The sequence below is a fragment of the Mangrovivirga halotolerans genome, assembly GCF_026241165.1.
Lineage (GTDB): Bacteria > Bacteroidota > Bacteroidia > Cytophagales > Cyclobacteriaceae > Mangrovivirga > Mangrovivirga halotolerans.
In genome coordinates this window covers 364,166-378,000 of the sequence record NZ_JAPFQN010000002.1, presented here as the reverse complement: position 1 = coordinate 378,000, position 13,835 = coordinate 364,166, and the positions used below count along the sequence as shown (strand labels likewise).

11 protein-coding genes are annotated in these 13,835 nt (G+C 36.2%); all 11 read right to left on the bottom strand.

The genetic code is table 11. The features are described from left to right. Positions 1-65 precede the first annotated feature (65 nt). Positions 66-533, bottom strand: coding sequence for an ArsI/CadI family heavy metal resistance metalloenzyme (locus tag OO013_RS02715; protein WP_266055075.1), 468 nt, complete (start codon positions 531-533; stop codon positions 66-68). A gap of 58 nt (positions 534-591) precedes the next feature. After that, positions 592-1,152, bottom strand: a complete 561-nt coding sequence (locus OO013_RS02710; protein ID WP_266055074.1) for a sigma-70 family RNA polymerase sigma factor — start codon at positions 1,150-1,152, stop codon at positions 592-594. A gap of 171 nt (positions 1,153-1,323) precedes the next feature. Next, positions 1,324-1,737: a hypothetical protein gene (locus tag OO013_RS02705; protein ID WP_266055073.1), complete on the bottom strand. Its 414-nt coding sequence runs from the start codon at positions 1,735-1,737 to the stop codon at positions 1,324-1,326. A 306-nt stretch (positions 1,738-2,043) separates the two neighbouring features. Further along, positions 2,044-2,940, bottom strand: coding sequence for a 3-hydroxyacyl-CoA dehydrogenase (locus tag OO013_RS02700; protein WP_266055072.1), 897 nt, complete (start codon positions 2,938-2,940; stop codon positions 2,044-2,046). A 159-nt stretch (positions 2,941-3,099) separates the two neighbouring features. Further along, positions 3,100-4,698 (bottom strand): SusD/RagB family nutrient-binding outer membrane lipoprotein, encoded by a 1,599-nt coding sequence (locus tag OO013_RS02695; RefSeq protein WP_266055071.1) that lies wholly within the window; start codon positions 4,696-4,698, stop codon positions 3,100-3,102. Between the two features lie 20 nt (positions 4,699-4,718). Next, positions 4,719-7,949, bottom strand: a complete 3,231-nt coding sequence (locus tag OO013_RS02690; RefSeq protein ID WP_266055070.1) for a SusC/RagA family TonB-linked outer membrane protein — start codon at positions 7,947-7,949, stop codon at positions 4,719-4,721. A gap of 570 nt (positions 7,950-8,519) precedes the next feature. Next, on the bottom strand, positions 8,520-8,921 hold the full coding sequence (locus OO013_RS02685; RefSeq protein ID WP_266055069.1) for a hypothetical protein: 402 nt from the start codon (positions 8,919-8,921) through the stop codon (positions 8,520-8,522). Positions 8,922-9,030: 109 nt separating this feature from the next. Further along, positions 9,031-9,429 carry a hypothetical protein gene (locus tag OO013_RS02680; RefSeq protein ID WP_266055068.1) on the bottom strand — a complete coding sequence of 133 codons (399 nt, stop codon included), beginning with the start codon at positions 9,427-9,429 and terminating at the stop codon, positions 9,031-9,033. A gap of 126 nt (positions 9,430-9,555) precedes the next feature. Beyond that, on the bottom strand, positions 9,556-10,395 hold the full coding sequence (locus OO013_RS02675) for a glycoside hydrolase family 16 protein (protein WP_266055067.1): 840 nt from the start codon (positions 10,393-10,395) through the stop codon (positions 9,556-9,558). Next, on the bottom strand, positions 10,376-12,682 hold the full coding sequence (bglX, locus tag OO013_RS02670) for a beta-glucosidase BglX (protein ID WP_266055066.1): 2,307 nt from the start codon (positions 12,680-12,682) through the stop codon (positions 10,376-10,378). The genes OO013_RS02675 and bglX overlap by 20 nt, the downstream gene beginning before the upstream one ends. Before the next feature lie 14 nt (positions 12,683-12,696). Beyond that, positions 12,697-13,788: a glycoside hydrolase family 16 protein gene (locus tag OO013_RS02665; protein WP_266055065.1), complete on the bottom strand. Its 1,092-nt coding sequence runs from the start codon at positions 13,786-13,788 to the stop codon at positions 12,697-12,699. Positions 13,789-13,835 lie beyond the last annotated feature (47 nt).

Below are 13,835 nucleotides of genomic sequence, written 5' to 3'. Positions count from 1 at the left end.
ATTTTAAATATAATTATTTCAAAAAAAACTACAGGCAGAAGATTTTCTTCTGCCTGTAGTTCATGTTAATCATTTGCACATGTTGACGAACATGTTTTTATTGGAGCATCTGGGATTGATTCTGTTAATTCTTGATCATCATTTCGTGCATATATACCCTCACCATATACAGTTGAAGATCCGTGAGTGTAAAACACCTCCCAATCCACTCCTTGAGGATCTGTAATCCAAGATTTAATACTTTTTGAATAGCAGCAAGTAGTTTTACCTTCTTCCTTAATTATAGATTTCGCCTTTTTTAAATTTGAGTATACTTCTTCGAGTTCATTTTTTGAATCGACCTGAATGCCCAGATGTTCGATTCCAGGGTTTGATTTGCCGGTTGAAATAGCAAAATTAACCAGCGGATCATTTAACATCCACTTTGCATAATCTGATTTAGTAATATCAGGTTTTGAATTAAATACTGCCTCATAAAAAGAAATGCTTTCTGAAAGGTCTTTAACTCTGATGTGAACATGTAATCTTCTCATAATTTTAAGTTTTATTACCAAGACTGAGAAGATTGAAAAAAGACGCAAAAAAAATAAATTATTTTTTCAGGGGAGTACAGGAATCTTTGACCTTAAATTCAATTATTCTACCAGAATTATCTTTTAAAATTTTACAACAAGATAAAATTTGATCTTTTAATAATACTCGCCCGCGCTGGATTCTTGATTTAGTAGCAGTTAGTGTCAGGTTTAGTTTAGACGCTATAAGAGACTGTTTCATACCATCAATATCTGCCATCTTTAATGGAACTGAATACTTCTCGGGTAATAAACCTAATAACGGCAGAACCAATTCAGCCATTTCTTTCCATAGATGATCGTCTTCAGAATTTTCCGGTTTATCGGGAAAATCAGAGGTAATGGATAATTTTGAATCAATTGAATCGAGGAAAAGATTATGAGTGATCTGAAAGATCCATGATCTGATATTTTTTATTTCAATATCTGAACAACATGAATTATATAGCTTAATTAAAACCTCCTGGGTAAGATCATTTGCAACGTTCTGGTCGCCTGTTTTTTTTACAAGATAACCTTTCAACCCGTTTTGGTAATTAATCCATATTTCCTCTGCCTGCTTATAATTGTCTATTTTCATAAACTTAAATTTAATTGAAGTAAACCAGGTTTAAAGAGAAGCAGTCATTATTTTTTTGATTAATGTTTTAAAATAACAATTAATGCTTGGGATGAAAATGAGAATTTTGTCTTTACTTTTTTAACTATTGGGAGGGAGAAAAAAAGCAGGAGGGAGCCCCTGCTAATTATTTTATTTAGCGTTTTCCACAGAGGAGTCAGATAAGGCTAACCATTCTCGTGCACTTTCTAATGAATCAAAATGGTTCATCATTTTATTTTCAGTTTTCTTATTGATACTTCCAATATAAACTTGCTTAAAAATATCGGAATCTAATACAACAGCAATTCTAGATAATCCATTCCCAATCGCCTTTGGAATTGCTTCTTCTTGTAACCACCTCGATGATGCCGGACCCACAACCCCTTCTTTTCTAATATCTGATAACCATCCGGTTGCTCCAAATTCTTTAAGAAATTCGATCCCTTTTGTAAACAATAATTTGTAAGTGTCTGCATCCTGGTATTTTTTCCAGATAAGTTCTATTGAATTTGTTTCCTGGTTAAAGTAAAGATCTGCTTTTTCGTGTTCAAAAAGTAATTTCATGATAAAGGAATAATTGATTTAAAAAATTTCCTGCAATTTCCCCAATAACTGATATATCAGCCATAATATGTAAGATGGGCCCAATAAATGTAAGCTTTATGAAGACAGAAAATCCCAAAAAAATAAAAGTTATGAAGGGATTCAATTCATTTAGATTAAATGGCGGTCAAAACTCGTCATTTAATACTATTTTAAATGATTTAATTCAATGTTAGTATACAGAAGAGTTTGGCTTTATAGTCAGATTGCATTGATGTAATATTTTTTATTCACCCTATAAATTTTATATTCAGGGGATATAAAGAATCACTTAAGGAAGTTTTTTTTTGTAAAATCCGGGTTTGGATAGGAATATATTCCCTCGCCCACGATCATTCCCATTTTTTCTTCTTTTATGAAATTTTCGTAGATAAATTTTACTCGTTTGGAAGACTCTTCAGTATTTTCCTGTTTATCAATTAATTTGCATACGTCATAAACTGTTTTCATTCCAATCATGTCCATAATTGCAGCAGGTCCTATTGGTCCGCCCATGCCGATCATCCAGGTTTTGTCTATATCTTCAGGAGAAGCGATATCATTAGCCATAAGATCTATTGCAGCTGTTAAGAAGGGAACAAGCAAGGAATTAATTACATAGCCGGAATGTTCTTTTTTAAGTATTATAGGGACCATTCCTATATCTCTGGTAAATTGTACAACAATCTCAAATATTTCAGGATCTGTGTCTTTATGTCCCATTACTTCACCAATGTTAGCTTTCCAGATCTGGTTTGCAAAATGTAGTGCCAGAAACATATCTGGTCTTCCAGTTTCCCTTGCATACATACTGGGAATTGTTGTCGAAGAATTGGTAGTGAAAATAGTTTTTTCCGGAGCAACAACAGCAAGTTCTTTATAAAATGCTTTTTTTATTTCTGGATCTTCAGGAATAGATTCACTAACCAGGTCTGCATCTTTGACAGCATCAGCCAGATTAGTGGTATAAGACAGTCTATCGTAAGTTTCTTTTATTTGATTTTGTGAGGCATCCATTTCATCCAGATATATTTTGGAATACCGATCATGAAGATCTTTACACTGTTCGATTCCCGAATCAAAAGCATCATACACAACAACATTGAATCCACTAAAAGCAGTTTGCCAGGAAATCTGAGAACCAAGAGTTCCTCCTCCGGCAATAGTAACATGAACTATAGACATCTATTAATTGGGTTAATTGGTGTGTATTTAATATAGCTATTATATTAGAAATTGCTCATTGAATTAGTTCTTAATTTCGATTTTTCAGATTAATTATTCATTGTAGAGCATAAAAAAAGCCGGTATTTCTACCGGCTGTTATGTATTGGCTAAATGGCATTAATTTACATCCCAGAAGATTCTTGTATCTTTTTCATCTCCACCAATGGCCTGAGAGGCTGCAGATACATTTTCACCATTTAATTGATCTTCAATCAATGGATAAGTAAGCCTTACCGGAACTGTAACTTCAGCATCTCCATAAAGAGGTTGTAACACATCGTGGTCAAGCCTCTTCCATGAGTTCCAAGATTCTACTCCCATATCATAAAGTGCTAAATAAAGTTGTCGTCCAATTTTATTTCTCCAGTCACCTTCAGCTGTAGTATAAGCTACATCTGGCTGTACGATATAATCTTCAAAACCTTCGACTCCCCATTGATCAAAAGATGCTTCAATGCCTGCATTGTAATGCTCTTCAGCAGTTCCGGAGACATTATAGCCGCCTCTTTCAACAGCTTCGGCTAATAAGAATTCAACTTCTGCATAACTCATTATAGTTCCGGGAAGTGAAGGATCCGCGTATAGTGATGGGCCAACTTTAGCATGAGTAACATATGAATTATTCTCTCCGATTAATCCACCTCTGTAAACTCTTGGGTTGCGATCTGCATCTGCAGCGGAAATTGTAAATGTTCCTTCTCTCCATGTAAGAGAATCAGAACCATCAACTGCTTCCCATAAAATGTAATAGCCGGGAGAATCAACAATTGTTGAATCAAGCTTATTGTTATCGTCATCAGTTTTGTAACCAAATGCAACAGGTGTAGCATATTCGGTAATTCTTGGATCTTGCAAGGAACTTAACAGGTTACTAACCGTTTCGGCCAGAATAAAGTCCTGTCTTCCACTTAATACCAAATCTTCATAGACAGGATTTGTATTAGGAGCCACATTAAGGTATTGTAGAGCTGCATTATCTTCATTGCTTTCGAATACCCCAGCTGCAAGAGCTTCATTGACTAAAGAGACCGATCTGCTTGGATTTAAGTCAGCGTATCGCATTCCAATTCTTAATTTAAGCGTATTCGCAAACTTCATCCATTTACTTAGGTCATCATGATACAAGATGTCTTGTGTAGACCCAAAAGCCGGGTTTGATTCATCCAGATTTCCTAGCGCCGTATTAATTTTTGAAAGGACAGCATCATAAACAGCCTCTGCATCATCGTAAACAGGGGTGATGTTTTCAGGGTCTAAGGCTTCTGTAAAAGGGACATTGCCAAATACATCGACCAAGGTATGATACATGTACGCTTCGAAAATATTAATTACTGCTATCTGATTTGTTAGTTCCTCCGGATTAAGAGGCTCATTGTTTAGATCTTCATTAATCAGTTTTTTAGCTTCATTCATATCTGAAAGAGCATCCACGTAAATAGCAAACCAGAAATTTTCAGGAATTGTTCTCGAAGTTAGATTATATCTGGTTTCTTCCGGATAAGTAGTTGTCGTAAAATATTGAACATAGAGATTAAAAACATTCTCATTTACATTAATACTATTAAGAATATCAAATCCATTTTTCAATCCATTTGAAAATAAGGAAGAAGCAGGGACCACCTCTGGATTCTTTTTATCCGTATTTAAATCATCCAATCTGTCGTCGCAAGCAAATGCAAAGACGACTAATATGAGTATAGAAATTATTTTTTTCATGACTTTTTTAATTTAACTGGTTAAAAAGTTGCATCCACTTTGAATCCGAATGTTTTTACAGTAGGGTAGGCCCCGGTAATGAAACCCTGGCTTACACCTGCACCTAATCCTGACTCTGGGTCTGCATATGGAAGGTCTTTATCAATAATCCACAAGTTTCTTCCAACAAATGAAAGACTTAACCGTTGAAGCACATTATCAAACATACTTTTTGGGAAAGTGTAGCTCAGTGATAATTCTCTTAATCTCACAAAACCAGCATCATAAACAGTCATTATGTTTGGATTATAATCATCATTACCCCAATAGAAAGCACCATTATATGCTAAAGCTTCACCATATGTGGTGTTGGGTTCTCCAGCTTCGGTAACTCCTTCATATAAAAAGCCACCGCCATCTGCAACTGGGGTTCTTATCGGGTTACCACGATCATTTAAGCCCGCTGTTTCAGGATATAATCCTGTACCTCTACCATAGTGCATATCAAGAGAATAAATGTCACCACCTTTTTGGATATCGATGAGGAAACTTAAGGCTAGTGCTTTGTACGAGAAGGTATTGTTTATACCCATTGTCCAGTCCGGGTTTGGATCCCCAATAATTTGATCAGTAACTGCGACAGGATACCCATCAGAATTAATTACACGCTGACCATTGATGTACTGGTAACCTGTACCTTTTAATACGCCGAATGGTTGGCCTACTTGTGCATTAGAGGTTACACCACTTTGGTACGATGCAAAAACATAAGTTTGAACATCACCGATCAGAGATTTAACTTCACTTCTGTTTCGGGTAAAGTTTACTGTCGTATTAAATCTCCAGTCTGCATTTTTGATCCAGTCTCCACCAATCATTAACTCAATACCCTTGTTTTCTATTTCTCCGGCATTAATGAAGATACCATCATAACCAGTTGCTTGTGAGATTTTCACAGCCATTAACTGGTTATCAGTTGTTCGGTCATAATAAGCCAGGTCAAAATTTAATCTTTGTCTGAATAATGTAAGGGCCAGACCAACTTCCCATTCTTTTGTTAACTCTGGTTTAAGTTGATCATTGTTCTTTTCATCAGGCAATGAAGTAAGCACCGCTCCTCCAAAATTATTTATCCGTTCATAAGTTTGTTTAACTCTTAAAGGTCTTGTGTCGTTACCAACGGTACCATAACTGGCTCTGAATTTGCCAAAATCCATCCAATCAATGTCAAACATCTCAGAGAAGACATATCCAATACCAACTGACCAATAGTCATATTGATTATTCTCTACTGGTAAGGTTGAAGTAACATCTATTCGGTAGTTACCGTCCAGATAGAATGTGTTTTGCCATCCGATATTAACATTACCAAAATATCCATATACCTCTCGCTGCCATAATCTCTCGTCAGGGAAAGGATTTGGAAATAAGGAGTTGCTTAAACTATATAGATCTGGTACTGCAAGCCCTCCACTGGTTGATTCCCATATGAAATCATAATTTTCTCTTCTCAAGTTGAAACCCAACAAACCAGCAATACTTAAATCCTCATTGATTTGTTTATTAGCATTCAATATCGCATTGTAGTTAAACTCTTCACTATCAATAGTGTATTTCTGATAGCCTGAAGATACTTCCAGTCTATTTACAGTAAATTCAGCAGGGACACTACCCACCGCTCTACGTTCTTCTCTTAGCCAGTTGTACATGTCTCCTGAAAATCTAAGGTTCAGGCTTAACCAATCAACTATTTGATAATTTAAACCCACTTTCATAATGAAGCGGTCTCGAAGGTCTGAATTGAAATTCTTATACCTTGTCCAGTATGGATTGTCCCAATAGATCGGCCTTGTTGGGTCAGAAGTAGGATCTGCAGCATTCCAGGTGTAGTTTTTTCCAGTTTGGAAGAAAATATCTTCCTGGGCTCTAATATCTACATTTGTTTGCCACCATTGCCTATATTGTGACATGAGATTATCGGAATAACCAGTACTGTACCGGCCGACAACATCATTTCTGTTATATTGAAAGAAAATATCAGTAGTTAGCTTATCATTGAGTTTGGCACTTCCATTAAAGTTAATGGTGTTTTTTGTCATTTCTGAATTAGGAAGAATACCATTTTGAGAAACATTAGTATAACTAACTCTATATGTGAGATTTTCATTTCCACCAAAAAGGGCTATTGTATTATCCCATATGGTTTGTGTTTCAAAAAACTCGACCGGGTCGTTAGCACCGGCTACCCACGGACGTGATGTAAGGTAATTATCAGACTCAGGAACGAAAGCATCCCAGTGATATACATTTAAGGAAGGATCGAAAGCTCCGCCAAAGGATGCATCTTCAGTAGTAGGGACGGCAAGGTCATCGACACCATCACCATCAACATCTAGATCATTAAAATATCCTGTAGAGCCATAATAAGCTCCATAACCGGCACCATATTGTTTTTGATATTCAGCAAAAGTAGATTTGTCAATAGTACCTATAGTAAATCCTGAACTTACACTAATACCTATACCTTTTCTGTCAGCGCCTTTTTTGGTTGTAATAAGAATCACGCCATTTTGACCTCTTGAGCCATAAAGCGCAGTAGCTGCAGCACCTTTCAATATTGACATTGACTCGATATCTTCAGGGTTAATGTCAGCTGCAGGGTTTCCATAATCATAACCATTCCGGCCATTTATCTGGCCTTCTTCGTTTTCAGTTGCATTATTAATCGGTGTTCCATCAACAACGAATAAAGGCTGATTGTTTGTAAATGAAGAATTACCACGGATCAGGATATTTGTTGATCCTCCCATGGTATTGTTTTGTCTTACATTAACACCCGCGGCTTTTCCTGAAAGCGAATTAATGAAATTCGTTTCTTTTACTTTGCTTACGGCATCAGAATCAAGTGTTTGTTGTGAATAACCCAGGGATGCTTTTTCTCTGGAAATATTCATAGCAGTAACCACCACCTCACTGAGCTCTTGGATGTCTTCACGAAGAACTACATCGATGGTGCTTTTTGAACCAACAGGAATTTCCTGTGTAACATAACCAATTGATGAAAAAACAAGAATTGATTCAGATGAAGGTACGTTTATCGTATATCTACCTTCAATATCTGTGACTACACCTGAGCTTGTACCTTTTATTAGTACGTTAACTCCAGGTATGCCATCGCCTCCTTCACCGGTAACATAACCGGTTACATCTTTATCCTGCCCGATTGCGATAAAGCTAATCAGGCAGAATGCCATTAAGTAAATTTTTAACATAAGTATGTGGTTTGGTTTAATAAAATTAACCGAGGCTAGATCTAACTATTACTATATAAATATAGTTAATAATATTATTAATAAAAATATATAATACCGCTCAATATCGTTTTAAATAGCGTGTAAATATAATTATTTTAATAAAGTCCACTTTGTTAAAAATTGGGGGATTTTTCAATTTTAACTGAGTGATATCTTAAATAAAGTAGTATCTATTGTTATATAGCGATAGTTTTAAGGTGTGAAATTTTAATAGTTTAATGATTTGCTCTTTTTATGAGGATGTTTTAAACCGAAGAGTTATTAATAATACAATTGATATATGGTACTTTTATGTGAATTAATATAAAAATACCGCAATATGGGTGATGAGGAATAAACGAAAAATATTATAATATATTGATAATAAGTTGTTTAGCTAATATGAAATCGTACCTTCTAATTAGTAGAATATAACATTTCAATGAATTTCTTCTTATTTGATTTTTTTTATAATTCTCGTTTTGATAAGGTATTAGCATATAGGCTAATACCTTTAGTGATCTTAAATATTTTTCTTATATGTAAATGTTATTTAACTGTTTTAGGATTATTCATGAATAAGTATCCAAAAGTTATTAGAAAGAGGATATACACGATTGATATAATTAAAAAAGTTGTATTGGATGTTTTCAGATAATATTTAGTTATTAATATACCTCCTGTCATAAAATGAGATAGATTTCCGATAAGAATTGCCCGGCCATAAATTCCTCCCATAATTGAATGTTTAGCAGTCCAGTTTGACATGGCAAATCCAAAATATGCTGCTCCTATGATTTGAAGTAAAATTGCATTTTGATTGCTCTGTGTCAGGAATTCCATGATTTCTTCTGGAAAAAATAAAAGTGAGAGCCCTGAGATCCCTAAAACATAAGCACTTAAAGTCATAATAATTTTGGAGGCAGGAGCTAATGTTTGGCTTACATTCATTCTATTTTATTTGGTTTTGATATTGGTTTAATAATTTAATTAAGGGCTCAAGATAATTAATAAATATTATTTCTATGGCTAATTATTTTAATAACTTTTTAAGCATATCCTATTGCTTATTATTTAATAGCTTACCCAGTTTTGCAATATTTTTTTTAGAGAATAAGAGAAGGATAAATGTGAAGCCTACACTAATGAAAGCGATTGTTCCCAATTTCCCTCCAAATCCTTTAAAAAGGCTTTGAGTATAATAATAGATAAAACCACTGGTGCCTCCAGCAATGGCAACCGCCATTATAGGCATAAGGTTAATACTAGTCATACCTACAAAAGAGCCACAGAATAAGGCCGCAGCGACGTTAGAATGAGATGTATATTGACCCAAAAAACCAGCGAAAAGCCCTACAATAGCGGATGAAAGTATCGCATTGAGACCTGCTTTTTGAAGTGAATAAGTTACAGTTGATCCGATTATTCCCGCGATAATTAAAAGCACAGACTGATGCATGCGATAATTTTAAATTTATTTTAAAATGACGAAGTTAGGCGATTTTCATATAAATAAAAAAGAGGCACTTACAAAGAAGTGCCTCTCAACGGTTGATCCCTCAACAATAAACCCAAACTTACAGGATCACTCTTCTTTATTTATAATCTCATATACCCGGACGTAATCTATAATCATTTTCTGAGGCCAAACAGAATCATCAATTCCATGCTTTCCTCCCCAATTTCCTCCTACGGCTACATTGAGGATCAAGTGAAATTCCTGATCAAAAGGCCATGTGTCAGATCCATTATTTTCATTTTCGAAAGTATTGTATACTTTCCCATCGATCATAAATTCAATCTTTTCCGGACTCCATTTAACAGCGTAATCATGAAACTCATTGGATACTGTCTCCACTCTTAATGAGTCACCTCTTTGCGTACCTTTATTGTGGTTATATGCTGTGGTATGAACAGTACCGTGAACAGTGCCATGATCATAACCTACATGTTCCATAATATCAATTTCGCCACTAGCAGGCCAGTTTCCGTATTTCCAGTTAGTTGGTAACATCCAAATAGCTGGCCATGTCCCTTTTCCCTTGGGTAGCTTCGCTCTTACTTCTATTATACCATACTTCCAGTCTCCTTTATTTTTGGTTTTTATCCTGGCAGAAGAATATTTTATTTTTTCATCATCCCTGTTTTTATGGACTTCGATAATCAATTGATCATCTTCAACTCTTACATTCTCCTTATTCTTTGTATAATATTGCACTTCATTGTTTCCCCATCCGCAAAGGGTTGGACAACCATCTCCCAGATCATAATCCCATCTTTCAGGGTCCGGGCTTCCGGTATAATCAAATTCGTCATGCCAAACTAGCTGCTTTTGCTCCTGAGAAGGTTCTGAACTTCCATTTCCACATGAAATAGCCAGGGCTGTAACGAAAAGGATTATTACATTATAGGTTATCTGTTTCATTTGGTATCAGTTTAAATTTGGCGGACTTTAATTCGCTGGAATTTGGTCCGGTCATTACCTGGAATTCGCCAGGTTCGGCTTCGTAATCAAAATCTCTGGTATAGAAAGCCAGATCTTCAGTTGTTAATTCAAAATTAATCTCTTTCGATTCACCTGCTTTAATAGCGACTTTTTTATAGCCTTTAAGCTGCTTTACCGGCCTTGTTATGCTTCCAGTGATATCTCGTGTATAAAGTTGCACGATTTCTTCACCGTCTATAGAACTGGTGTTTTTTACCATCACTTTAATCTGAAGAGTGTCATTCATTCCTATCTTATCTTTCGATATCACCGGGTTGCTATATTCATATTTTGAATAGCTTAACCCGTAACCAAAAGGGTATAAAGGACTAGGATCTATGTCATTATGATGAGTATAAAATACCTGGTCAGGACCTGATGAAGGTCGTCCTGTATTCTTGTAGTCATAATAAATAGGGACCTGACCAACAGAGCGAGGAAAAGTCATTGTTAATTTTCCTGATGGGTTGAATTTACCAGTAAGTACATCTGCTATAGCATTACCAGCTTCATGTCCAAGATGCCATGCTTCAACTATCGCAGGGATATTTTCATCTTCCCAACTTATAGCTAAAGGTCTGCCATTCATAAGAACCAAAATGATATTATCATTTACTTTCTTTAGCTCTTTTAATAATTCTGGTTGTAATCCCGGTAAATCCAGGGTAGATCTGCTTCTTCCTTCACCAGACATATAGGCCGTTTCACCCATGGCAACAATTACTATATCAGAATTTTTAGCAACCTGGATGGCTTTAGCAAATCCGGATCTGTCTTCTTCCTCAATAACTGTTTTATTAAAAAAGTTATTAGGTCCAATTGAAAGTTTAACTCCTTCTGCATAATCAATATTAGCATCTGGGAAGCTTTTCACAATTCCTTCGTATAAGGATACTGCTGTACCTTTGTCTGCAGCACCTCTCCAGTTACCCAGGGGACTGTCTTTATCTTTCATTAATGGACCGATCAATCCTATAGAGAGTTCTTTTTCTTTAATAGGCAACAGGTTATTTTCATTTTTAAGAAGAACGATCGATTTCAGAGCTGCCTCATGTGCAAGTTTGCGATGCTCCTTATTAAAAAGAGTTTTTTCCTCTCTTTTTGAATCAAAATATTTATATGGATCATCAAAAAGACCGAGATCATATTTTAATTTCAGAACTCTCCGCACAGCATCATCGATATCTTTTTCTTTGACATCTCCGTTTTCAACAGCTTTTTTAAGATTGTCAATATAAGCGGTGCCTTCCATGTCAATATCACTACCCGCATTCAGAGCCATTACAGCAGCTTCATATTTATCTGCAGCGACGCCGTGAGTAACGATTTCACCGATCGAGTTCCAGTCAGAAACCACTACACCATCATAATTCCATTCTCCTTTTAGAAGTTCTCTTAATAAATAATCATTTGCTGTAGAAGGGATGCCATCAATATCATTAAAGGCATTCATGAAAGTGGCAACGTTAGCATCAGCTGCCGCCTTGAAAGGCGGCAGAATAGTATTCAATAGCTGATGCTTACCTAAATAAACATTGTTATAATCTTTTCCGCTTTCTACAAATCCGTATCCGGCAAAATGCTTTGCACAAGCGGCTATAGTATTTATATCACTAAGGTCATTTCCCTGAAATCCGTTAATTCTAGCAATAGCGATTTCGCTACCGAGGTAGGCGTCTTCACCTGCTCCTTCCATTACACGTCCCCATCTGGCGTCCCTGCTAATATCTACCATTGGAGCAAAAGTCCACTGTATTCCAGCAGAAGCCGCTTCTTTTGCCGCTGCTGCGGCAGTTCTTTCCATTAGATCAAGATCCCATGAAGAACTTTCAGCCAATGGAAGGGGGAACATGGTTTTATATCCGTGTACTACATCAAAGGCAAAAATTAATGGAATACCCAGTCTTGTATTTTCTACAACGAATTTCTGGGTTTCATATGCCTGTTCAGCACCCAGTAAGTTCAATACCGAACCTACCTGTCCTGATTTAAGCTGTTCATACCTGATTTGCTGGTTACCTTCTTTAGCTCCGGGGCCAGTTAGCTCCGGGCCTATAGAATATTGATTTAATTGACCGATCTTTTCTTCAAGGGTCATTAAATTCAGCAAACTGTCAATTTTTTTATTTGCAACACTATCTCTATCTGTGTCTTCGTTAGTGAGATAAGTCATTGCTACAATACCAGACACAATAAAGGTCAGTATAAGTATGTGTTTGTATTTCATTTGTCTCTTGGTAATCAGTTAGCCTGAAAAACGCGTACGTAATCTACGATCATTTGCTGTGGGAAAGTGGTTGTAGCATCAGGCTTTTGTGGCCAGTCTCCACCTACTGCAACATTGAAAATAAAGAAAAACTTATCATGGAATTCACTCAATCCAGCAGGTGTTATATCAATTTCGTGATATTTGAAATCGTCTATATACCATGTGATTGAAGTGCTATCCCATATTATAGTAAACACATGAAACTTGTCAGACAAGGTGCCACTTGAAAGTGTATGGCTTCCACCATAATTAGCATGACTCCCATTATTATCCCAGTGAACAGTTCCGTGAACTGTATTTTCTCTGTTTTGTCCTCCGATCATTTCCATGATATCTATTTCACCACATGAAGGCCATCCTACAGTTGGGAAATCAGATCCCAGCATCCATAGCGCTGGCCAGATTCCCTGACCTTCAGGTAAAGTAGCTCTTATATCGATTCTTCCATATTGAAATGACTGTTTACCCATAGTCACAATTCTGGAAGAGGTATAATTTTGACCACTAAAATTTTCTTTTCTGGCTTCAATAGTTAAATATCCATCTGCAACGGTGGTGTTTTCACTACGGTAATATTGTAGTTCATTATTTCCCCAGCCGTTTGAGCCAGTACCGATCTCATGAGTCCAGTCTGAAGATAAAGCAGATCCATCGAATTCATCTTGCCATACCAGAGTATAGCCATCATAGGAAAGGGGAGTAGTGTAACCTTCATCTGGTATTACCACATCGCCTTTTTCTACAGTGATTTCTTCAGTTTGGTTAATGTAAACGGAAGTAGTAGTGTTAGCTCTTACTTCAAGAGTATACGTTCCATTTTCAGCATAAGTATGAGTTATTTTACCGTCTTCATCCCTGACCAGGCCACTTCCATCACCAAAATCAAACTGATAGAAATTAGCCATATCAGCAGTTGCCTCAACAGCTATTTTACCCTCTGCTATATTAGTTTTATCTACAGTTACAACAAGATTCGAAGGTGGCTGAGCAGAAGGTCCGCTACTTTCTTCTTCACACGCCAAAAATAATACACTTACTAGTATCAGACTTAAAATTTTTCTCATGAGGTCAAGTATTATAACCGGTGGCCAAAAAGCCACCGGTTTATTAT